This is a genomic window from Coleofasciculus sp. G1-WW12-02, from assembly GCF_040219735.1.
Taxonomy (GTDB): Bacteria; Cyanobacteriota; Cyanobacteriia; order Cyanobacteriales; family Coleofasciculaceae; genus Coleofasciculus.
Genome location: NZ_JAVJRX010000029.1, coordinates 1 through 22,003, shown reverse-complemented (window position 1 = coordinate 22,003; position 22,003 = coordinate 1). Strand labels below are relative to the sequence as shown.

22 protein-coding genes are annotated in these 22,003 nt (G+C 44.2%); 7 read left to right on the top strand and 15 right to left on the bottom strand.

The window, feature by feature from the left end:
• Positions 1–60: 60 nt before the first annotated feature.
• Positions 61–1,146 carry a phosphate acyltransferase PlsX gene (plsX, locus tag RID09_RS03805; RefSeq protein WP_446334620.1) on the bottom strand — a complete coding sequence of 362 codons (1,086 nt, stop codon included), beginning with the start codon at positions 1,144–1,146 and terminating at the stop codon, positions 61–63.
• Between the two features lie 216 nt (positions 1,147–1,362).
• On the opposite strand from plsX, the gene RID09_RS03800 reads away from it, so the two are divergent.
• From RID09_RS03800 to RID09_RS03790, 3 genes are all read left to right on the top strand, one after another.
• Positions 1,363–2,682: a D-alanyl-D-alanine carboxypeptidase gene (locus RID09_RS03800; RefSeq protein ID WP_446334619.1), complete on the top strand. Its 1,320-nt coding sequence runs from the start codon at positions 1,363–1,365 to the stop codon at positions 2,680–2,682.
• Between the two features lie 120 nt (positions 2,683–2,802).
• Complete coding sequence (locus RID09_RS03795; RefSeq protein WP_446334618.1) at positions 2,803–3,591, top strand: HAD family hydrolase; 789 nt, start codon at positions 2,803–2,805, stop codon at positions 3,589–3,591.
• 139 nt (positions 3,592–3,730) lie between these two features.
• The gene (locus RID09_RS03790; protein WP_446334617.1) at positions 3,731–4,612 is read left to right on the top strand and encodes a methyltransferase domain-containing protein; all 882 of its coding nucleotides are present in this window, start codon (positions 3,731–3,733) and stop codon (positions 4,610–4,612) included.
• A gap of 157 nt (positions 4,613–4,769) precedes the next feature.
• Here the strand turns inward: RID09_RS03790 and RID09_RS03785 are convergent, their stop codons facing one another.
• Positions 4,770–5,843, bottom strand: a complete 1,074-nt coding sequence (locus RID09_RS03785; protein ID WP_446334616.1) for a radical SAM/SPASM domain-containing protein — start codon at positions 5,841–5,843, stop codon at positions 4,770–4,772.
• 425 nt (positions 5,844–6,268) lie between these two features.
• Between RID09_RS03785 and RID09_RS03780 the strand changes: the two genes are divergently transcribed.
• The 3 genes from RID09_RS03780 (at position 6,269) to RID09_RS03770 (ending at position 9,034) form a co-directional block, all read left to right on the top strand.
• Entirely contained in the window at positions 6,269–7,462 is a 1,194-nt protein-coding gene (locus tag RID09_RS03780; RefSeq protein WP_446334615.1) for a DNA double-strand break repair nuclease NurA, read from the top strand.
• A 148-nt stretch (positions 7,463–7,610) separates the two neighbouring features.
• On the top strand, positions 7,611–8,222 hold the full coding sequence (locus tag RID09_RS03775) for a hypothetical protein (RefSeq protein WP_446334614.1): 612 nt from the start codon (positions 7,611–7,613) through the stop codon (positions 8,220–8,222).
• Positions 8,223–8,254: 32 nt separating this feature from the next.
• On the top strand, positions 8,255–9,034 hold the full coding sequence (locus tag RID09_RS03770) for a Stf0 family sulfotransferase (protein ID WP_446334613.1): 780 nt from the start codon (positions 8,255–8,257) through the stop codon (positions 9,032–9,034).
• Positions 9,035–9,222: 188 nt separating this feature from the next.
• Here RID09_RS03770 and RID09_RS03765 read toward each other — a convergent pair whose 3' ends face one another.
• The 5 genes from RID09_RS03765 to RID09_RS03745 form a co-directional block, all read right to left on the bottom strand.
• On the bottom strand, positions 9,223–9,528 hold the full coding sequence (locus RID09_RS03765; RefSeq protein WP_446334612.1) for a hypothetical protein: 306 nt from the start codon (positions 9,526–9,528) through the stop codon (positions 9,223–9,225).
• Between the two features lie 39 nt (positions 9,529–9,567).
• On the bottom strand, positions 9,568–10,905 hold the full coding sequence (locus RID09_RS03760; RefSeq protein ID WP_446334611.1) for an RNA-guided endonuclease InsQ/TnpB family protein: 1,338 nt from the start codon (positions 10,903–10,905) through the stop codon (positions 9,568–9,570).
• Between the two features lie 99 nt (positions 10,906–11,004).
• Entirely contained in the window at positions 11,005–12,615 is a 1,611-nt protein-coding gene (locus RID09_RS03755; protein ID WP_446334661.1) for an NAD(P)H-quinone oxidoreductase subunit 4, read from the bottom strand.
• 328 nt (positions 12,616–12,943) lie between these two features.
• Complete coding sequence (locus tag RID09_RS03750; protein ID WP_446334610.1) at positions 12,944–13,738, bottom strand: TIGR04290 family methyltransferase; 795 nt, start codon at positions 13,736–13,738, stop codon at positions 12,944–12,946.
• 92 nt (positions 13,739–13,830) lie between these two features.
• Entirely contained in the window at positions 13,831–14,403 is a 573-nt protein-coding gene (locus tag RID09_RS03745; RefSeq protein ID WP_446334609.1) for a CgeB family protein, read from the bottom strand.
• Positions 14,404–14,542: 139 nt separating this feature from the next.
• Between RID09_RS03745 and RID09_RS03740 the strand changes: the two genes are divergently transcribed.
• On the top strand, positions 14,543–15,148 hold the full coding sequence (locus tag RID09_RS03740) for a hypothetical protein (RefSeq protein WP_446334608.1): 606 nt from the start codon (positions 14,543–14,545) through the stop codon (positions 15,146–15,148).
• A 217-nt stretch (positions 15,149–15,365) separates the two neighbouring features.
• Here RID09_RS03740 and RID09_RS03735 read toward each other — a convergent pair whose 3' ends face one another.
• From RID09_RS03735 to RID09_RS03700, 8 genes are all read right to left on the bottom strand, one after another.
• Positions 15,366–15,938, bottom strand: coding sequence for a PIN domain-containing protein (locus RID09_RS03735; RefSeq protein WP_446334607.1), 573 nt, complete (start codon positions 15,936–15,938; stop codon positions 15,366–15,368).
• 3 nt (positions 15,939–15,941) lie between these two features.
• Positions 15,942–16,412, bottom strand: coding sequence for a helix-turn-helix domain-containing protein (locus RID09_RS03730; protein WP_446334606.1), 471 nt, complete (start codon positions 16,410–16,412; stop codon positions 15,942–15,944).
• A gap of 88 nt (positions 16,413–16,500) precedes the next feature.
• A complete protein-coding gene (locus RID09_RS03725; RefSeq protein WP_446334605.1) occupies positions 16,501–16,866 on the bottom strand; it encodes a PIN domain-containing protein in 366 nt (121 codons plus the stop codon).
• Positions 16,863–17,063, bottom strand: coding sequence for a type II toxin-antitoxin system VapB family antitoxin (locus RID09_RS03720; RefSeq protein ID WP_446334604.1), 201 nt, complete (start codon positions 17,061–17,063; stop codon positions 16,863–16,865). The genes RID09_RS03725 and RID09_RS03720 overlap by 4 nt, the downstream gene beginning before the upstream one ends.
• 194 nt (positions 17,064–17,257) lie before the next feature.
• On the bottom strand, positions 17,258–18,361 hold the full coding sequence (locus RID09_RS03715) for a CgeB family protein (RefSeq protein ID WP_446334603.1): 1,104 nt from the start codon (positions 18,359–18,361) through the stop codon (positions 17,258–17,260).
• Between the two features lie 76 nt (positions 18,362–18,437).
• Entirely contained in the window at positions 18,438–19,547 is a 1,110-nt protein-coding gene (locus tag RID09_RS03710) for a CgeB family protein (RefSeq protein ID WP_446334602.1), read from the bottom strand.
• The gene (locus tag RID09_RS03705) at positions 19,544–20,653 is read right to left on the bottom strand and encodes a glycosyltransferase family 4 protein (protein WP_446334601.1); all 1,110 of its coding nucleotides are present in this window, start codon (positions 20,651–20,653) and stop codon (positions 19,544–19,546) included. Before RID09_RS03705 ends, RID09_RS03710 begins: the two co-directional genes overlap by 4 nt.
• A 137-nt stretch (positions 20,654–20,790) precedes the next feature.
• Positions 20,791–21,771: a TIGR04295 family B12-binding domain-containing radical SAM protein gene (locus RID09_RS03700; RefSeq protein WP_446334660.1), complete on the bottom strand. Its 981-nt coding sequence runs from the start codon at positions 21,769–21,771 to the stop codon at positions 20,791–20,793.
• Between the last annotated feature and the right edge of the window lie 232 nt (positions 21,772–22,003).

The window sequence follows — 22,003 nt, the reverse complement described above, 5'->3', positions numbered from 1 at the left end:
CCAATTCACTTCCCGCCCCACTATCGCGTCTGCTTGCATTCTCATCGCGATCGCATCAAGCTAACCTGTAGCCTCCTCTGATGGCTCATTGGTCACCTCTAACGCTTCAGTGCCCCCACTCCGGGTTACCGATTGTTTCGCCGGTTTGATCTCAGTAGACTGAATTCGCTCCAGCACCTGATTATCAATCGCTTCTTTTGCCAAGCGAATCGCATTAAAAATAGACGGTGCTTGAGAACTGCCATGGCTAATAATACAGACTCCATCCACTCCCAATAGCAACCCACCACCATGTTCGGCATGATCGATACGCTGCTTAATCCGCTTCAGATTCGGCTTGAGAATCGCCGTCCCCAGTTGACCATGTAAGCCTTGGGGCAATTCCTCCCGCAAAATTTGCAAGACGATTTCTCCCACGGCTTCAGCAAACTTGAGTAAGATGTTGCCGACAAAGCCATCACAGACAATCACATCAAACTGACCTGAGAGTACATCTCTCCCTTCAGCATTACCCAGAAAGGAAACTCTGGGATTGTCCTGTAGCAGTTGATGAGTCCGAATTGCTAAATCATTCCCCTTACAGTCTTCTTCCCCGATATTGAGCAACCCGACTTTGGGTTCTGGTATTCCTAGCACATACTGGCTGTATACCGTGCCCATCACCGCAAATTGCTCCAGATATTTGGGACGACAATCCACATTTGCACCCACATCTAGTATAATCACCGGCTTTCCAGCTATGAGGGTGGGGAACATGGCGCCAATCGCTGGGCGATCGATGCCCTTGAGCCGTCCCAAACGCAGTAATGCTGCTGCCATAGCTGCGCCAGAATGCCCCGCCGACACCACAGCTTGCGCTTGCTTGGTTTTGACTAAATCCATCGCCACGTTGATTGACGCCTTGGGTTTGCGTTTTATCGCCACCAAGGGTTCCTCTTCCATGGCAACTACGTCTTCCGCCTGGGCTATTTCTAGCTGGCAGGGACTTTTGTGTTCTTTCAGGGACGCTTCAATAGCCTGAGTATCGCCAACCAATATAACCTCTACGCCCAACTCTTCTTGGGCTCGGATAGCTCCAGCCACAATTTCTGAGGGAGCGTGATCCCCTCCCATCGCGTCGATTGCGATCCGTTCGCGAGATGCCATTGCTCAAAGAGATAGAAACCTTAAAGATTTTAACAGAAGCCCTCACCTCTAGAACGTTGATCGAGTAATCCTGTTTTAACTTATTTAGCGAGAAGCCCCACATTCTACACCCTACAACGCGCTTAAAAGTGCTGATCTCTCAGAAAAACCTCTGAAGAAACCTTTTCATCGGTGCCATCCACTTCGTACAATAAAGCACCGTGGAGGAGAAACGGAATGTTACAACGAATTGGTGCTGGATTGATTGCTTCTTCGATAGCCGCGTTATTGGTCAAGATTGTGGGGATGCAGGCAGCTACGTTGGATTTGGATAAGGTGGAAACTGTCCAACCCTTGCCATGGCAAGAAACCTCCTTGTTTACTCTGCCCAAGCCTGACCCTAGCGCCGAAGCGACGATTAATCAATATCTCCAAGACCTAAGAAACAAAGGTTCACTAGCAGACAATCAAGGAATCTGGATACAATCAGGGCTGAATGTTATGGCAGAACATCAGGGTAAAGTTCCCCTCCCTGCTGCTTCATTGACTAAAATTGCTACCACATTGGTGACGTTAAGTCAATGGAAACCTGATCATAAATTTGAGACGCAAGTGGGTGCTACAGGTGATATCCGTGATGGCATATTAGAAGGAGATTTGGTAATTAAAGGCAGTGGTGATCCGTTGTTTGTTTGGGAAGAAGCGATCGCACTCGCTAATAGTCTCAACCAGGTTGGTATTCGCCGCGTCAATGGCAATTTAGTCATTGCTGGCAATTTTCATCTCAACTACGAAGAAAATCAGATGCGATCGGGTGAGTTGCTAAAGACAGGATTGAATGCCAAAACCTGGTCTCGTTCTATTATTACTCACCATGGCAGAATGTCTCCCGGAACCCCCAAACCTGAGCTGGTGATTAGCGGTCAAATCAAAACGGTGAAAACTCCGCCTGACGACATGAGGATACTATTACGTCACCAATCCCTACCCTTGGCGGAAATCCTCAGAGAAATGAATATCTATAGTAACAATGGCATGGCTCAGATTTTAGCCGATGCTGTTGGTGGGGCTGAGGTAGTTGCCAAAGAAGCCGCCAAGTTAGCTAATGTACCTCAAGGGGAAATCCAACTGATCAATGGATCGGGGTTAGGAACAGAAAACAAAATCTCTCCCCGTGCGGCTACAGCTATGCTGATAGCACTGGACAAAATATTAATACCTCATAACTTAGGTGTTATTGATCTATTCCCCCTAGCTGGGCGGGATAAAAACGGGACAATCTATGCTCGCAACCTGCCAGAGGGAACCGCGATGAAAACCGGAACCCTACGCCAGGTGAGTGCTTTAGCTGGGGTGATGCCAACGCGCGATCGCGATCGGGTTTGGTTTGCGATTATTAATGGTGGTAATAACGTCTGGGAATTTCGCCAACAGCAAGACCAATTGTTAGACAAGCTTACCCAAAAATGGGGCAATCAACCCAGTCTCAACCCGAAAAGCTCTCAATCCCGTTCCCAACTTGGCGATCCCAAGCGCAATAAGGTTATTGCCAATTAAGATCAATGACACTGGAAATTTGCCCTGTTGGAGCGCCGAAACCCTTGATATCCCGTAGGGTGGGCATTGCCCACCAGCCCTTAAATCACCTGGATTCTTATTCATCATTCAAATAGCTTTATGTTAACTCATACTCCCACTATTCTCGCCCTCGACTTTGATGGCGTTATATGTGATGGACTTCTGGAATATTTCCAAACGGCTTGGCGTACCTACTGCAAAATTTGGCAACCTAAAAACACAACACCCCCGCCAGACTTAGCCGAAAAATTTTACCGCTTGCGCCCTGTTATTGAAACAGGGTGGGAAATGCCTGTTTTAGTGAGAGTTTTACTTTTAGGCGTTTCAGAATCCCAAATTTTGCACGATTGGTCAACTGTTTTGCAGCAATGTGTTGATTCCGAAAACTTGCAGCCACAAAACTTGGGTCAACAGTTAGATAAAATTCGCGATGAATGGATTACGACTGATTTAGATAGCTGGTTAGCGCTGCACCGCTTTTATCCTGGGGTGATTGAGCGCTTACAGCAAATATTAGAAACGCCAACGCAGGTTTTTATTGTAACTACAAAAGAAGGGCGCTTTGCAAAGCAGTTATTACAACAACAAGGTATCGAACTATCAGAGGATAGAATTATTGGCAAAGAAATTAAACGTCCCAAACATCAAACTCTACGACAACTGATCAATGAATTTACGGGAAATTTTGACAGTCTTTGGTTTGTAGAAGATCGGTTAAATACCCTACTATCAGTAGCACAACAATCAGACTTAGCTCAGGTGAGACTGTATTTAGCAGATTGGGGTTATAATACAGCAGCGCATCGCAACGAAGTCCGCTGTCATCCAAGAATTCAGTTATTGTCTCTGTCCAAGTTTGCTCAGGATTTCTCAGCTTGGTCTAACTAGAGTTCAGATCATGGGTTCCTGAAATTGATGTCTTGCACCCTCTTTTTAAAAGCTAAATTTTAGCTTAAGAACGTCACGTCTAGTGCAAATCCATGTATCATGGACATAAAAGATTGAGCTAAGTAAGGAGCGATGAGGTATGCAATATGTTAGATGCAATCTCTGCGGTAGCGATGACTACAGTATTTTGTTTGAACCTGGTATAGCTCAAATCAGTCAAATTGTTCAGTGTAACTGTTGCAACTTGATGTATGCTAACCCTAGGGCAAAAGATGCGGATCATGTAGGGATCGAGACGTGGAATCCAGATTGGGTTCTATCTAATCCAGATCGACAAAAGTTAGAAAAAGAATCACTTCAGGTTAAAGATTATGAATCAACCAAAAAATTTCTGACTGAATATTATCCCCAAAAAGGCAAACTACTGGAAATAGGCAGTAGTTTTGGTTACTTATTAAATTTTTTTAAAGAAGATGAATGGGATGTGATGGGAGTTGAACCTAGTTTAGGTGCATGTAAATATGCAGAATCTCATTTTGGCATAAAAGCTATTCCTAGCATCTTAGAAAAAGCAGAAATTAGCGATAATTCAGTCGATGTAGTATTAATGATGCATGTTATAGAGCATGTACCTAATCCATCTATGACTTTTAAAGAAGTTTATCGCCTCTTGAAGCCAGGTGGTGTCTTTGTCGTAGAAACGCCCAGATACGACACATTAGTGTTCAAATTGTTGGGCAAAAGAGAAAGAAGCCTAAGTTGCAATGGACATATTTACTTTTTTACCAGCCAGACTCTAGAAAAAATGGCAACTCAAGCTGGCTTGACAATGCTGAAGTTAGACTATGTTGGTCGTTCCCTAACCCTAGACAGGCTTTTTTATAATTTTGGTGTTATGAGTAAAAATAAACTAATCAAAGATAAACTCAATGATTTTTCCAAAAAATTTAATCTAAATCGAGTAAGAATCTCCATTAACGCTAGGGATATGCAACGGGCGTATTTGATGAAACCTGCGTAAAAGTTTTATGCAAATTTGTAATAAAATTTTATTATCACCCCAAGTACGGGACGTCTCTAGCGAACCTGTTATGTGAAACAAAAATGAAATCCCTCGCCTCGACCTGAGAACATAGTACAGTTCTGTTCTCTAGGCGAGGGATACGCTTAATTTTTGGTCAATTCTTCAGTAGCTTCATTCCCATCAAAACCTTATCCTTAAGCGTTTTTTGCGACACGCAGGTAATCAAACAAAGTTTACCGCAGTCCAATGTCTGCTGGCGAATCTCTTTGGCTTTTTCTCCATACCAGATTTCTTTAGCACTCTGGTGTTTAACATTACCAATGACTGGATAATCATTACAGAGTTTCACATTCCCATCTGTTTCAATCCAGAAATTGCGAAGCCCAACTCGACAGGGGCGAACGGATTCAGGAGCCTTTTCTTCACGGAAGTGAGGTAAGAAAAGCCGCAGAACATCATCACCCGTCATAATCGGCGCACCGTTTTGCTTCATTTCAATCAGGCGCTCAATTACCTGAGCAAAGTCTTCATAGTCTTCAGTTTTGAGCCACAGTTCATTATAGGTTTCTGGTGTCCAAAGATTGACGGGCTGGAAATTAACAGCCGTAGCGCCAATCTGTTGCGCCCATTCTACCAGTTCAGGCATTAAACGGAAATTGAGGCGATTAAGTGTCGGTTTGACAATAATTGGAAAACTTATGCCTTGTTTTTCCTGTTCCTGACGTAGATACTTAATGCCGTTAGAAAGCTTAGTAAATAAACCAGGTTGACCCCGCAGGTAATCATGGAGTTCTGCATTGGGTGCATCCACTGACATATTTACATTAAAGGGACGCGCTGCTACAGTTTTGGCAGCGTTTTCCTGGGTCATGCATGAGCCATTTGTGGTCACACCGCAGTGGATACCATTGCTATTGGCAAACGCCAGTATGTCGAGAAATCCTTTTTTGATATAAGGTTCGCCGCCACTAAAGTTGATGGAATACTCGCCCACAAAGTCTTTTATGCTGAGGAGGGCGCGTTTCCAATCCTCTACCGTCATTTCGTCCTTATATTTCGGGAGTCGCCAATACTCACACTGGCGACATTTAACATTACAACGTTCATTGATAATCCCGTAGAACGTAACCGGCTTTGTCCAATCTAATCCGGTTTGAATCCGCAGGGATTCGGCTACGGCATTTTCAGCATGTTTTACACCAAGTTTGGAAAGGGTTGCAACATCCATAGTGTACCTCGTCAGTATTATTGATTAACAAACTTTATGCCAACGGCATCAATTTATTTTTTATTTGAAATCTCCTTATTCATGGGAAACAGTTTTCCGATTATTCGCTACACAACTTTGAGCTAAATTAAGTCGCAGTTATCGAGCTTTTTCTACCTGGATTCCACAATACTCTCATGAATATTAATTGGATTGTGTTGACTCTAGGATGACTATCGCGATAAATGCAAGTTTTTTTTATATAACTTAATATTTACCGCGTGAAGTTTATCCTAAATGAAGTTGATAATTGTAAAATTGGATACACTAATTAACTGAAGAGTCGGTATTTGGCTGGTTTAAGCAATAGTTTGAATTATTATTACCGAAAATACTAAATAAAAATAAAATAATGATACTTATTCTGCCGGGATGACTATAATTATATGCTCGATCTCACGAAACTCGCGAAACAAATCCCTGGAATTAGCCAGCACCTGAAAGGGGAGGCGCTAGCAAGTCGCCAACGCTGGGAACTGGCGCAAAAGCTGCTGCTGGAGACTAATCGCCGACAAGATGAGCTGATTCAATCCCACCAGCAATGGCGCGATCGCATAACCTTTACGGCGGCTGTTCCCGTCGAACCCCTGGATACTCGCCTTGATCTGGATTCCCCTCCCGAAAGCCATACGGTTTTTGCCACCGATGGGTCTCAAATGTCTCCCTCCCATCACGAAATCGCCTATTGTTATTTAATTAATGTCGGTCGGGTGATGTTGCACTATGGGCAGAGTTTACACCCGCTCTTGGATAGCCTACCCGAAGTCTTTTACCGACCGGAAGATTTATATATATCCCGCCAATGGGGGATTCGTACCGAGGAATGGATGGGGTATCGTCGCACTGTGTCTGAGGTATCGGTATTGGCAGAAATGGCGTGTCGCTGGGTCAATCCGCCAGGTTCTCACTTTGATATTCCTAATCTGGCGATGGTGGATGGATCACTGATTTACTGGTTTCTGGAATCCTTACCCACAGAAGCGCGCGATCGCATCCTTCCCCCGATTCTAGCGGCTTGGGATCAGTTGCGATCAGTCAATGTACCGCTGATGGGCTATTTGAGTGCGTCTCGCAGCAACGAAGCCCTGCATTTTCTCCGGTTACAAGCCTGTGCTTATGACACCCCCAACTGTATCAACCATTGCGCCTCTGTTACTGATAAATTGCCTTGTCAGGTTGTTGAACCCTTACGTGATACGATGCTTTGGTCGAGTTTACTTGAACCCGGACAACGTAGTCCTTTATTTCGCAGTTCGGTGCGAATTTTGGATCTATACGATCATCACCGGATTTATTTCTGCTATGTTCACGTTGGTACAGAAATTGCCCGCATCGAAGTCCCAGAATGGGTAGCACAGGATACTATGTTATTCAATCAATCTCTAAGTTTAATGCTGGCACAGGTTTACAAAGGCTATGGCTATCCCATTGCTATAGCAGAAGCCCATAATCAGGCTGTGGTTCGAGGAGGCGATCGCGTCCGCTTTTTTAGCTTATTAGAACAGCAGATGATTCGCGCTGGGTTAAGAAATGTGGGAATATCCTACAAAGAAGCCCGCAAGCGTGGCAGTATTTCCTAAGAATGAAGGGAAAGAATTTGTGTAGGGGCGGGTTTCACTATTATCATTTATTGCCTCACCCAGATGCAACTAAACCCGCCCCGATCAAGTGTTAAGAGTGGGCATAATTTTACAAATGACGAATGACAATTAAAGGAACTATCAAACTATGGTTAGCTTAGTCCGAATGCTGTCTACCCAAGATACAATTCTTAAACAAGAACCCATTCAATCAAGTTTACTGCCAAGCTATAAACTTCAGCCCATTCCTGCTAGCACCCTATTAGTCCTACAATCCTACACTCCCCCAGATCTAACCCGACATATTCGGATCAGTTTCCAGGATATTGGCTTTCAGGGCAGAAGTTTAAACTGGTATGCGTTTATTGACCATGTTCAAATCACCAAAGAACCCCTGAGACCAACAGAAACGGTGGCACAGATGCTCTCAAAGCAAATAGAAAAAGATGTTGTCAAAATGATGGTTTACCGAAAAACATTGCCGCCTCAAGGGGGGTTGATCAAAATTGTTTTTAACGTGGATACCGTAGTTAAGCGTGCCCCGGTTCAATCTATGTATCTAAGTCCAAATGCCCTGCAACCGATTCCCGCCGGGACTGAACTGGTGCTATTAACCAATAAACCTGATGCCTATAATATGGTATCGTTGCCAATTGAAGATTCTCACATAAAATTTACCCTCAAGGATGTTGAATTTAAAGGCTTTAGTCAAGATTGGTATGCTTTTATTAAACACGTTGGTTTGCAATTAGTGGGCTAATAATATAGAGAATAATTTCTTTAAAATTAGTTATGATCAACAAAAGTTACATTGTTTGTTCCACAGGACGATCAGGCAGCACTCTCTTATGTTCAACGCTAAGCGATCTAGGCTTTTGTGGGAAACCATTGGAGTATTTTCATCCGGCTAAAATTGAAAAGTATATTGCTCAAGATAGTGCCAACAGTTTTCAAGATTACCTTTCTCAAGTACTTCAGAAAGGGACAAGCCAAAATGGAATTTTTGGCATAAAAATTCACTGGGAGCATTTCCGGAATTTTATCAATTTAGCCCGAAAATACTTGGGCTTGAGCAGGCAATCTGATTGGGAAATAATTTCGACTATATTTCCTAATCCTTATTTTATCTATATATGGCGTAGAAATTTAGTCAAACAAGCCGTATCTACTGAAATTGCTTACCAAACGCAAAAATGGGTCAAAACTGATGAAAATCTGATCTCCGAAGCACCTAAAAATTTAGCTTTTAAACCTTTGAATATCTACAGATATAAGCAGGGAATTGAGGCTCGCAACCAAAAGTGGAGAAAGTTTTTTGCCAAAAATTATGTGGATTTTTATGAAATTGTATACGAGGATTTTATTCAATCCTTTGAAGAGACAATTCGAGGATTAATAAGTTTCATTAAAATTGGTTCTTTGCCTGAGATCTACGAAATTAAAATGCCGATTCATCGGCAATCTAGTGATATTAATGAGCGCTGGTGTCAATACTATAGTTATATACCAGAGAATTTTTTGAAGCTCTATGGAGAACTTAGAAGTGATGTCAAAAAAATTCTCAAACTTTAAAGGATTAGAAACACCCTAAATCAGAGTATTGTCAACTTTTTGGGGGATTATTGCCACCATTTACACGATTTGATAGGACTCAGATACTGTTTGTCTCAATTATAGCAACCGCCATAGCGGTTAGGACACATCATTTAGTAGAGACGTTCCGGCGGAACGTCTCTACAACAGTTCTTATTCAGCAACCCCTAAATAATGACTTTGCCAATCATTAAAACCCCCTGATCTGCTCGCAGATAGGGAACAGACGTACCCTTAAACCCGGTAATAAATGGCTTGTGATGCAACTGCCAATAGCTGGAACTCATATCATTGGCGATCGATTTTAAAGCCCTAAGTTCTTCCACCAGTTCTGTGGCGAGTTCATTAATCCGATTGGCATGATCATAAGCCTGTTGAGTGGCTATCTCAACCTCGTCAGCTAACCTTAAGGGTTGCTTGGGTTTGGCGAGAGGCTGTAGCTGTTGCTGTTTTTGCTCTAACTGCGCCTGCAACGCCGCGATCGCATTATCAATTCCTTCAACTACCCCAACTTACTCCGTTCCGCCTTGAGGTGTCACTTCGTTGAAGTTGGGGATTGCATCTTGGCTCCACCTCAGCCCTGAATACCTTAAGCGGCAATCAGTTTTGGTTTCATCACCAGATACATCAGGGACGGCTGAAATACGCCCCGTACTCTCCCACTCTTGGCGAGAGAGCAACACTCTAAGTGCAACATTTCTAGCACCCACTAAATCGGCATGGAGAGTATAACCACATTGCTGACACACAAAAGTTAGACCTTTATTGGGTCTATTTTCTTTAGATGTGTGACCGCAGTGCGGACAAGCCTGAGAAGTGTAATGAGCATCCACTTTAACGGCAAGACTCCCTTTGAGAACAGCTTTGTAGTCAATGAAGCCGTGTAGTTCGGCAAATGACCATTTAGCTCTATTGCTATTAGCCCTGCGTTGTTTCTTGGATGCTTTTTTGCCTTTTTTCTTCTGTCTTGTCCGCTCTCGGATGTGGGTTAAATTCTCCAATCCAATCAAGGTTTCAGGTGTTACCACTTGGTTGGCAATACAGTGATTCGTGTCAGCGATGAACCGTCTCTCCCGTCCAGACAATGCAACCAATCTACGAGTTGCACTACGGGTGCCTCTACGCTGTAAGGACTTTCTCGCTTTTACATAACGAGAAGCCGTATGTCTCACATGAGAGCCACTGAAAAACTGAGTCTTGTTGCGAGTATCTGCTGCAACAGCAATATACCGTTGCCCTACATCCACTCCAACGACTCTATTAATGTCATTGGGGGTCAGGTCTGGTACTTCTAATTCCATACTAACTAGCAGGTAGTAGGTCTTAGTCGGTTTAGAGTACCAAATCTTTCCAGCTCCAATCTTTGCTACTCCAGACTGAATCATTTCTAGATGCTTGGAGTAGCCTTTGTAGCTCACTTTGATGCGACCCGTCGTAGTGGTAATACCCACCTGACCATCTTTAGCGAATGAATAATCTTTCTGGTAGTTTAAGGTGCAGGTTCTGGAAACAAATTTAGGCGGTACATCTAATCCTTTGTACCGCTTAGGAGTGCGACCTGCTTTAATTGCCTCCTCGTTTTGCTTCAACTTTGTTCGCAAAGATTTGTATGTTGCCCCCACCTGTCGGGGAACGTTACAAGCCATCTGAGATGGAAGATTAAACTTTTCGCGAAGTATGTAATACACTTGTTTCTGAATTTTCGTGCCGTTGTATGTTTTACCCATCTCAAAGGCAACACCGGACGTATAATTCAGTGCATCCCTATATGCCAAAGAAGTCACCCGGAGTTGTTCTTTTTGCTCCTGGGTGACTTCTAGTTTTAATTTGGCAGTTAGGACTTGTTGCATAACACTTTCACGAACTTGTTCTATATTAACACTCTCGTGAACTAGCGACAAGTATTTGGATGCCTTCGCCCCTCCGGCATCCCGCTATCCCTCCCCACCCTAAGCATCGTTTGCTGAACGCGCACTCGCTTCGAGGGTGGGGACTCTCGCGAAACTGTTGAATTTACCAGAATACAGGTTTGTCCGTTCTTGAGCAACGACTGGCAGAGCTTCACGCACTTGAGCCGTTACCGCCACGGTTTTGACATCATAGGTTTGGGTAGCAACTTTGGGATATAAACCAATGCAGACAATTGGGATTAACAAGCACAGGGCGACAAATATTTCCCGTGGGTTGGCATCTCCAAAATAATTATCCATCGCCAATTCCGCTTTAGCTGTGCCATAGAACACTTGGCGCAGCATGGAGAGTAGATAGATAGGAGTGAGGATTAATCCCACGGCGGCTAGCAGCACCATGACCACTTTAAAGGATGAGTTATAGGCATCGCTAGTAGACATGCCGAGGAAGATAGACAATTCTCCCACAAACCCACTCATTCCCGGTAATGCTAGAGACGCCATAGCACCAGCCGTGAACAGGGCAAATACTTTAGGCATTTGTTTTGCCATACCGCCCATATTTTCCATTTCCAGAGTATGGGTGCGATCATAGGTGACACCCGACAGGAAGAATAACGCGGCGGCAATCAATCCGTGAGAGATCATTTGTAGCATCGCGCCATTGGTGCCTAACGCTGTAAAGGAGGCAATACCAACCAGGACAAATCCCATGTGCGAAATGGAAGAATACGCTAAGCGCCGTTTCAGGTTATCTTGAGCAAAGGCAGTCAATGCCCCATAGATAATATTGACGACGCCTAAAACAGCCAGTACCGGGGCAAAGCGAATATGGGCATCCGGGAGCATTTCCATATTCATCCGGATCAATCCGTAACCCCCCATTTTCAGCAACACACCCGCTAAAATCATCGAGACAGGGGCAGAGGCTTGAGAGTGAGCATCGGGTAACCAGGTATGTAAGGGAAAAATCGGTAATTTTACGCCATAAGCAATTAAGAAGCCTACATATACCGCCAATTCCATCCCAATTGGGTAATGTTTCTGGGCTAGCTGTTGCATATCAAAGGTAACGGTGTCGCCGTAGAATGCCATGGCTAATGCGGCGATGAGAATGAATATAGAACCTGCGGCAGTATAAAGGATAAACTTGGTTGCGGCATAGAGGCGCTTTTCTCCACCCCAGATGGAAATCAGCAGATACACGGGAATTAGTTCTAGTTCCCACATTAAGAAGAATAATAATAAGTCCTGAGCCGCGAAGACGCCAATCTGGGCGCTGTACATCACCAGCATCAGGGCATAAAACAAACGAGGCTTACGGTTGACTTTCCAAGATGCCAGGATGGCGAGGGTGGTGACTAAGCCCGATAGTGCAATCAGGGGCATTGAGAGTCCATCTACGCCGACTGACCAGTTTAAGCCTAATTGGGAAATCCAGGAATAGGTTTCTTGGAGTTGGAACTGAGAATTTTGTAAATCGTAGTGACGCCAAAAGGCATGGATGGTGAGGAGGAAGTTTGCCATGCCAACCCCTAGGGCATACCAGCGGACGGTTTTACCTTCTTTGTCAGGGATTAGAGGAATCGCTAGGGATGCCAGCAGCGGCAATACAATAATCGTCGTTATCCAGGGAATCTGACTGCCAATCATGACTAAGGATATATGCCTATCGTTACTGTTGGTTACATTGTATTAAGTTTGGTAAAGGTTTGAGAAGAGGTGAAACACAGATATACCAAATCTTCACGATAAACAGGACTAATACAAAGTTTCTCTGGGATTCAGCTTGAGGAGCATCTATTAACATATAATATTTAAATTGTCAACAGCGTAATCCTATTAACAATTAGGTTTCACTTGGCTACTGATTCCACGCGATCGCGCATCCATTATCCTTAGTGGTATGGGCTTAATCACTGATTGGGGATGTGAGCGTAGGGTGGCGCGATCGCGTTGAACTTTGCTTTAACTGACTCTAAGCCAAATGCCATGGTTTTCCCGTAGCCGCCAGTAATTCTTTTTGATTCCAAGACTTGACGCAAGCCGGATTAGACGGATCGGGTTGGCATAAATAAATCTCGTGTCCCGGATACCCGATAACCTGTAAACCACTCGAACGTAGCATCGCCTCAATCCCCGCATGATTAGGAATCCACCAATTCGTAGGATCACCAGCAAAGTGATGTTCAATAAACGCCATTTTGGGCCACCCTAGTTGATTTAAAGCCTCGCGATCATTAATTTGGCGATCGCCTGTATCCTGGGAAATATCTTCACCAGGTAAGCTGAGGGTTTGGAATACCAACAAGCGTTTAACCTTCTGTGCCACAATATCTAGGGCAAGTAAGGGATAGCGTAGGTGATAGAAAACCCCCATAAACAAAACTAGGTCAAAGGATTCCTCAATGTGAGCTAAGTCATAAACTTGCATTTGCTTAAACTCAACCCGATCCGCTAAGTCAAATTGCTTAAGCGCCCATTGAGCTTGTGCCAGATAATGGACATCATGGTCAATCCCGGTTACTATTGCACCACGACGGGCAAGTTCAAAACTATAGAATCCAGCATTACAGCCAATATCCAAAACCCGCCAGCCGTCTAATTTTTCCGGTAGGTGGGGGGCAAGTTGCTGCCATTTAAACGCCGGAAAATCACCCAGGAAATGATTGGGTGCGGTTTGAGTGCCATTGGGGAGATGGAGGTTGTGGAACCAAGGGGCGAGTTGTGCGATCGCGTCTGGTAAATTTTCCGATTTAGGGGGATTGATCATCCAATACTAGGCTATCTTCATAACTGATAACCCTATCAAACCTATCTAGATTCCTGTCATCCCTCATGAGTCAGAGAAATCTGAAGATTTGATCATCTCGCTGCCATAATATACTGTTCTAATTCTAAGGCGCGATGAGCAGCCGTATGTTCTGCTAGGACGCGCTTACGGGCGCGAAAACCAATAGCACGACGTTCTGAGTCAGGTATTTCCCGCAAATAGTCGAGAACGTCTTCTGGAGAGTAAGCCACCAGGATTTCCTTGTCAATCTCAAAAATCGTCTCCAATCCTTGCCAATAATCGCTGATAATCGGCGTTCCGCAAGCCGCCGCTTCAAACAGACGCACACTGGGGGAATATCCCGCCCGCACCATATCCGCTCTGGTAATATTCAACGTAAACTGCTGGGCACTATAAAAGCGTTGATGTTCAGCCGGTGGGAGATGTTCAATTCGCTCCACATTACTCGACCACTGAATGGTATCAGGATATTGAGGACCTGCAACCACAAAGCGCCCTTCTCCCCACTGACGGGCGGGTTCTAAGAGTAAGCGTTCCAAGGGCGGTTGTCGGTCATCACTGTAAGTACCCATATACCCCAGATTCCAGGTTTGATCACATTCCTGGGGATAATACAAGCTTGGGTCAACTGAACAATTTCTCAAAAGTATTAGAACAGTATTTTATGCTTTTTCTATACAACTTAATTGCCTGTGGGATGATATTTCGGCTTACTATTCGCTCCAAGCCTATCCCCTGATCCATGAGATAGAAAATCTTATGCGAAAGTTGCTGACTAAATTTATGATTACCAATGTAGGAGTTAATTGGGAAAAGGAAACTTTACCCAAAGAGGTAAAATCAGTTATTGAAACTAATAAAGCTAGAGATAGGAAAGAATTGAATAATTTTTTATATAAAGTTGATTTCATTCATTTATCGGATTTTTTGTTTAAACCTTATCATAATCAAGCTATTGACGAACTTTACAATAAAATAAAAAAAGCTAAACGTCCTGAAGACTTAAGTATTGATGAACTAAACAATTTCATTCCTAAATCAAATTGGCAAAGATATTTTTCAGACTTAGTTGAGTATGAAGATAGTCAGTTACAAAAGAAATGGGAAGAGCTTTATCAATTAAGATGTAAAGTCGCGCACAATAATACAATTACAAAAGATGAATTTGTAAAAATTGAATTTCTTGTTAGGGAATTAAAGAAAAAACTACAAACTGCCGTTGATAAACTTGATAAAATTGAGATATCAGAAGAGGAAAAAGAAACAATTGCAGAAAATGTCACTGTTAACAATAAAATTCTGCAAGCAGGAATTATTAACTCTTTTATCCAAACGGTAAAAGCCTCTAAAGAAATGGCAAATCTGGATGATAGAGTTGATGAAGCTTGAGTGATCGCGCCTCCAATAGTGGACGTGACCGCTCCTGTACCTGAAATATTCGTACATAAGTACAGTTAATTGACGTAGATCAGCTCATGAGGATTGGAAGCGCATTTCTGGTATAGCAGTAGACACATCGATTAAGACAAACGAACTGTTGTTCCAGACGTTCCGGCGGAACGTCTCTACTAAATGATGTGTCCTAACAGCTATGGCGGTTGCTATACTAAGTCTCATCATCGATTTCTCGAAGTATCGACACAGAAACAGTTAATCCCTGTTTCAGTAAGGTTTCCAGGTATTCATTAACCGATTTGGGTGGATTTTTGAGTCGCTTCCGACATATCTGTGCTGCCTCAGCAACCTTGCCTGGTCTCAAATCAATCAAATCAGAGATGAAATCATCAGGATGCTGGGCTTCAATTTCATATTGATTGAGTGTAGATTCAGGGAAATCTGAAAGGTTAAATGTCACGATTACATTTACATTTCCTTTAATTGCTGCTGCCAAGATATGTCGATCATCTGGATCAGGCAATTGAAGGGAGGGAATTAAGTCTTCATAATTCGTGATTAGGCAATCACGAACATAGCTATTCATTAACTCTTGGGTGCGAGTAAGTTGCTCCAGCGTTAAATCAGGGCGATTTTTAAGAACGTTACGGCTCCATTCCTCTTGAATTGCATTTGTCCAGCGAGCTCTGAAGAGGTCAGTCAGCGCTAACTGCATCAGCAGATCTCGCAGTGGAGCTGGGTATAGGACGCAGGAATCGTAGAGGACTGTGAAGTTGGATGTCATACGTCACTCATAGCCCATATTCAACTCTTGAGCCTGAGCAGCGAGTTCATCAAGGGCGTGCATCCGTTGACTATCAATCTGTTCTTTATAGTTCATCAAATCGGCAAAGCGGATGCGGCGGTGTCGTCCCACTTTGCGATAGGGAATTTCACCGGATGAGAGCAATTTCACTAGGAAGGGACGCGAAACATTAAGGATGTCTGCGGCTTCCTGAGTTGTAAGTTCCGCATGGATAGGAATTAGGGAGATGGCATTTCCCTGAGCCATTTGTGACAGGATGTCTATAAGCAAATGAAAGGCAGCAGCAGGAATAACAACATCTTGCTCACTGCCGTCATCTTCAACAATTTTGAGACGATGGGTAGCACTGTCAGGGGTAATATGAGAAGCAAGGATACGACTACTCTGTTGAGAGTGCCTGGTGTCGGATTCTGTGGGAATAAAAGGTTTGCCGTAAGCAGTAGCAATCGCCATGGGAAGTCCTCCAGATGGTGAGGTAAGCCTGAGTTCAAGCTAGAGATAGCCTTTGGGTTCACTAATACTACTATAGACAGCCAACGAATTAAACGCAATTATCGAAATAAGTGAAAAGACTGTAGCCACGATGATGAGCGACTGCACAGATGAGAAAATCAGTATTTGAACCTTGAATACCATGACGGCGACAGGTGTTGAAAAATTCTGCGGCTAGTTCATAGTCTTTCGTGGTTATCTCCAAGTCTGGAAAAGCACGAAGATAGTCTCGTAATTTAACGAACTGTTCCGTGTAGCGAATTCCAGAAAGCACTTCTTGACGAATTGCTCCCAGTAAAACGACTCGTCCATCTGCAATCAACTCTCGCAGCACATTAACGATAGAAGTCCTATCGTCTGGTGTATTGCGCCGCAATGCAAGTGACCAAACGGATGTGTCAACAATAACGTTCATCTTATTTGTCTTTGTTGCTTATAATCATAATTCTCTTCATAATCTATAGTTCCAAATAACTCCAAAATTTTTAGTTTTTTGCGGCGTTGAATATATTCACGTAAAGCTGCTTCAATTACCAAATCTGCTGTTGAATGATCGCACAAAGCAAGAGCTTCTTCAAGAAGTTCTTCGTCAATTTTAAAGTTAGTTATCATTTATTTCTATCGTGCAATTTAACTATGACAACATATTTAATTATAAGGCATAGGGCAGAGAAAGCCAGACTATATCCTAACCTACATCTACTCTCTTGTACTTAAGATCAATGTTGCTGATTTAAGGCTGGTGGGCATTGCCCACCCTACAATTGGGTTTGCCCTTGAATGATTTGTTTTGTAGCTAAAGCTTATCAAGAATTAGTTTTTCGGGAATCGAAGCCGGAAAATAGGATGGCTTCTAGTTGTTCAGCTCGATGTGCGTAGGTGTGTTTAGCCAAAACGCGCTGACGAGCCGCATCCCCAATTTTGCTAGCTTTCTCCGGGGTCAGTTGGCGCAAAATTTCAGCAACTTCATCACCATTTTCAGCAACAAGAATTTCCCGCTCCGGTTCCAGAAATAGCTCTATCCCTTTCCAGAAATCGGTAATAATACAAGCCCCCGCTCCTGCTGCTTCAAACACTCGCGTTGCTGGAGAAAACCCATAGCGTGCCATGCTTTCACGACTGATATTTAAAACGGCTATGGGTGTACAGTTAAAGGCATTGTGGTCACGAGTATAAATATGTCCCAGATAATTAACATTGACTGGCATTTCTTTACTCCCCCAACCATTACCGCCTAAGATGAATTTATAGTCAGGGAGTTGAGCCGCTGCCCGAAAGAAAAATTCCTCAACACGAGTCTCTCGGTCTGGCATTCGGTTCCCTAAGAAACCTAGGTCACCCGCAAATCGAGAGTCAGGAGAAACGGGGTAGTGAGTGGTGGCATCAAGGGCATTGTAAATCGGGATACATTCACGCGCTCCCAAGGCTTTATAAGCGTTGATAACGGGTTCGCCGCCACCGTAGGTGAGGATGAGGTCATAGTTGGGAATTAGAGGGTGGAAAGGGTCAGCAGAGTTGTTTTGCACCCGGTCAAGGGTGGCTGGTGCATCTACATCCCAGAATGCGACGAGGGCGTCGGGTTTTTTGATGTCTAAAACAGCCGTTTCTAAGTATTCATCAAAGACGCCAATCCCACTGGCTTTGACTATTAAGTCTGCGCTGCTGGCATCTTCAAGGGCGCGGTTTACCCCCTGATTTCCCTCTGCTGAGTATACGACAACCTTCGCCCAATCTGGGTCAGGAATATCACGGTGCTTTTGGCGCTCATAAGCGTCGGGTTCGTAGAAGGTAATCTGATGTCCGCGCTCGTGTAAGGCTCGGATAATACCGCGATAGTAGGTGGCTGCACCGTTCCAGTAAGCGGATACTAAGCTGGAGCCGAAAAAGGCGATGTTAATCTTTTTTGTCATATTAAGTTGATTGAACCTTTACTACGGGAGGCAGAGCCTCCTCAGGAGCATTCCTAGGCAGAGCCTAGGAACAAGGCTATCTGAAATGCAGTGTGGCGTAAATGTCCAAGAGTTCATCCACGCGATGAGCGCAGGTATGTCGCTCTAGGATGGTACGGCGTCCGTTTTGGGCAAGGTTTTGTGCTATATCTGGGTCGTGAAGTACGTCTTTTAAGTGTTGCTGCATTTCCTCACCCGTGTGAGCGATGAGAAAATCTTGTCCGGGTGTAAATAAACCCTCTACATCGTCCCACGGTGCTGAAATCAGGGGAATCCCACAGGCGAGGGCTTCAAAGACGCGAATTGTGGGAATACCAGGGAGGATTTGGGTATAGAAGCGTCGCGGAACGTGTATGGTAACGCGAAAACGAGCAAAGACTTGCGGCACTTCGTAGTTGGGCAACCATTCCCCATAATCAATTCCTGCGGCGTTGAGGGATGCGATCGCGTCTTTAGGATAGCGTACTCCATGTACCTTTGCTTTTATTCCTAACGCCTTGATGGGTTCAATCAGAAACTCGTATAACTCAGCCGTTCGTTCTTCATCTCCCCAATTGCCAATCCAGACTAAATCGCCGACTGATTCAACCCCTGTAATTGGGTGGAAAATACGAGTATCGGCGGCTTCGTGCCATGTCCAAGCCTGTTTTGTCCAGCCCTCGGTTAAATAAATGTCGCGGATAATACTGCCAAATGCTAGGACTCCATCATAATTAGAAAGATTATAGGCTGCCATACTGGCGCGATCGCTCACTGACCGATGATGAGTATCGTGAAATAACAGCCGATAGCCACCTACCTTGTCTCGATGTTCGCCAATCCTAGCCACGAACTCCCGGTTATTCCATTCGTGGACAATGACTAAATCTGCACCATCGAGCACCTTATCCAAGTCCAGGGTGTCCTGATGATAACGGATACTCTCTAAACCCGGATAAATGGCTTTGAATTGGGCAATGGGTGCATCCCCATGTTCGGCTAAGAGATTTTGGAGACTCCAAGCATCATGGGGTTCATAAACACTAACCTGATGACCGCGCGATCGCAACTCGCTCACAATTCCGCGTAAAAAGTGAGCATTCCCGTGATTCCAGTCAGATAACAGGGAATGACAGAACATAACAATGTGTAAGGGGTTTTGCGTCATTTTTGGTCAATCAAGGCTTGATAGGTGTTTAAATAGCTATTTGCCATGCGTTGGGGTGTGAATTTCAGGGCGCGATCGCGTGCTAAACTGGCTAGTTGACGGCGTTTGGCTGAATCTGTAATTAAACCCTCAATCGCATCTTTCAGGGCGTCTCGATTATCCGGTGGCACAAATACAGCCACATTCTGCCAAATTTCCCGCAAGCTGGGAATATCTCCCAATACCAGCGCACATCCTGACAGCGCTGCTTCCAGCACCGATAACCCAAAGGATTCATATCGTGCAGGTAATACGTAAATTGAAGCACGAGCATACCAAAACGCCATTTCCTCAGCAGACAGACGCCCTAACCAACATACAGTCTTTTGACCCGTTTTATTCCTCTTATCCGTCTTATCTATAGCCCCCCTTTTTAAGGAAGGTTGGGGGGATTCCTCTGGATGCTGCTGTTCCCCAGCAATACAAACACACCAAGATAAATCAGGCGCAATATCTTTTAATAGTCCTACATTCTTTGCCTCATCCCACAAACGCCCCGCCGTGAAGATAACGTCTTGTTTCTGGGCTACATAAAACTGATCGGGATTACAACCATTCGGCACAACTTTTTTATTCGCCAATGTACCATAATGCTGCTCAAGTGCCGCCAGCATTGCCGCAGATGGCGCAATCACCCTATCTGCTGATTGTAAACCCTGCCGGACTTGCTGACGGTATGGCTCCCAGCTAGGGGGTGCAGCTTCTCCTTTTACCGCCTCCCACCACGACAAAACACAGGAATGTCCCACTACTAAAACGGGTATCCTCCAAGGTAATGCACCATGGGCATAGCCATTGAGATGTACCACATCCGGCTTCAGCCGTTCTCCCAATTGCAGCAACCATTCCCCGGCTTGTTGCACATCATCCCAGGGATTATCCATCCACTCCAGCTTAAAATGACTCTGGAATACTGTCACATTAGAAATAGCATCTACGGCGGTGCGTTGCTGCGGTGTTAGCGGTGCGCCCATGGTACAGAGTGCGATTTCTATCTCATATTTTCTTAAAGCAGCTGCCAATTCTAACGCATAAGTCCAGACACCGCCGATAGTGTCAGCCGTCATCAAAATGCGTTTGGGTATTGTTAATTTATGATTACCATGAATCATGAATTATGACAGCTAAAGCGTCGATATAGTAACCTTCATTGTTTGTAGTAAGCGCTTTAGCGCTTATGGCACTAAAGTGCCTACTACGAACCTCATTTTTTATAACTCAGCGGCTCAAATTCCAACTCAGATAAAGGAAGCGGCTGTTGTTCCTGAATATCGCTAAACTCGGCATAAACATTCAGGTAATATTCATTCGCCCTTTCCCAGGCATTTTCATCGGGAATTCCCCATTTTTTAGTATAGTCAGGAGAACCGGGATAGGGAAACATTGGCACCGGTTTATTTGCCCAAACCCCTGCTTGCTGTAAATGTTGACGCCAAGCGGCAATAGCTTCTAAATCATCAACTTTGCTATCTAACAAATTCCCTTGAACGAATGGAATATGTTTCTTAGCAAAAATCAATAACTTGGTCAGTTCATCGGTAGACAACTTACACTGTTTATCAAGCAATTCTCGTCCGGCGGGCGAAATACTCTCAACACCCGCTTCTAAGGAAACGCAACCCGCACGCCCCAATAATTCCAACAGAGGTAGCGTCCACAGGTCAATTCGGGTCTGTACGCCAAACTTGACATTTCGCTCAACTAATGCTTTAAGTAAAGTGCGATTGGGTAAGAAAATCTCATCAATAAAATAGACGTATTCCACACCTTGAGCAATTAAACCATCCAATTCTTCGAGAATTATCTCTAGAGGGCGCTTACGATAGCGATCGCGGAAATTGTCTTTGGCGCAGAATGAACAGTGAAAAGGACAACCGCGTGAGGTTTCCATTTCCGCACCAAAACCAATAGGGGGGGCGTCAAAACGGTGGTGATGGTGATGATGCTTCTGGATGGTATCCTTAGACCAGTGTAAGGCTGGCAATCTATTCATATCGGTGGCATTGAGACTGCCTTGGATGCGGGGTTTCTCCCCATCCCAGTAGCAAATGGAGGATACATTCTGCCAGTCTTGACTTAATTTAGGCAGAATATCCTCGCATTCTCCCAAAACAACACCATCCACCCCTAACTTTTTCAAGGTGGCTGTGGGAGTTGTGGAGGCGTGAGGTCCAACAGCAACCAGAATACCGCCGCAATCTTTTAAATCTAAGACAGTTTCGTGACGTTCTCTCCCGTTAAGCTTTCGCTATAACGGGAGCTTCTAATTCAGAATAGTGGGACTTGAACGAAAAAAAGAACTAAAACAGGTTATAATGTATTTGTAGCAAGTCTTTCACGTTTTCTGGACTTGACATGAAAGAGACTCATCCAGCAGCGATGCCTAATTGCTTTGATAAATGGTGTCAAAGATTTGA

Bases quoted from the DNA above. Each gene is read 5' to 3' on its own strand.
- RID09_RS03785 (WP_446334616.1), bottom strand. From the start codon at position 5,843: ATGGATGTTGCAACCCTTTCCAAACTTGGTGTAAAACATGCTGAAAAT.
- RID09_RS03780 (WP_446334615.1), top strand. From the start codon at position 6,269: ATGCTCGATCTCACGAAACTCGCGAAACAAATCCCTGGAATTAGCCAG.
- RID09_RS03795 (WP_446334618.1), top strand. From the start codon at position 2,803: ATGTTAACTCATACTCCCACTATTCTCGCCCTCGACTTTGATGGCGTT.
- RID09_RS03800 (WP_446334619.1), top strand. From the start codon at position 1,363: ATGTTACAACGAATTGGTGCTGGATTGATTGCTTCTTCGATAGCCGCG.
- RID09_RS03775 (WP_446334614.1), top strand. From the start codon at position 7,611: ATGGTTAGCTTAGTCCGAATGCTGTCTACCCAAGATACAATTCTTAAA.
- plsX (WP_446334620.1), bottom strand. From the start codon at position 1,146: ATGGCATCTCGCGAACGGATCGCAATCGACGCGATGGGAGGGGATCAC.
- RID09_RS03760 (WP_446334611.1), bottom strand. From the start codon at position 10,905: ATGCAACAAGTCCTAACTGCCAAATTAAAACTAGAAGTCACCCAGGAG.
- RID09_RS03715 (WP_446334603.1), bottom strand. From the start codon at position 18,361: ATGACAAAAAAGATTAACATCGCCTTTTTCGGCTCCAGCTTAGTATCC.
- RID09_RS03725 (WP_446334605.1), bottom strand. From the start codon at position 16,866: ATGAACGTTATTGTTGACACATCCGTTTGGTCACTTGCATTGCGGCGC.
- RID09_RS03740 (WP_446334608.1), top strand. From the start codon at position 14,543: ATGATTACCAATGTAGGAGTTAATTGGGAAAAGGAAACTTTACCCAAA.
- RID09_RS03730 (WP_446334606.1), bottom strand. From the start codon at position 16,412: ATGGCGATTGCTACTGCTTACGGCAAACCTTTTATTCCCACAGAATCC.
- RID09_RS03770 (WP_446334613.1), top strand. From the start codon at position 8,255: ATGATCAACAAAAGTTACATTGTTTGTTCCACAGGACGATCAGGCAGC.
- RID09_RS03750 (WP_446334610.1), bottom strand. From the start codon at position 13,738: ATGATCAATCCCCCTAAATCGGAAAATTTACCAGACGCGATCGCACAA.
- RID09_RS03710 (WP_446334602.1), bottom strand. From the start codon at position 19,547: ATGACGCAAAACCCCTTACACATTGTTATGTTCTGTCATTCCCTGTTA.
- RID09_RS03790 (WP_446334617.1), top strand. From the start codon at position 3,731: ATGCAATATGTTAGATGCAATCTCTGCGGTAGCGATGACTACAGTATT.
- RID09_RS03720 (WP_446334604.1), bottom strand. From the start codon at position 17,063: ATGATAACTAACTTTAAAATTGACGAAGAACTTCTTGAAGAAGCTCTT.
- RID09_RS03705 (WP_446334601.1), bottom strand. From the start codon at position 20,653: ATGACGGCTGACACTATCGGCGGTGTCTGGACTTATGCGTTAGAATTG.
- RID09_RS03735 (WP_446334607.1), bottom strand. From the start codon at position 15,938: ATGACATCCAACTTCACAGTCCTCTACGATTCCTGCGTCCTATACCCA.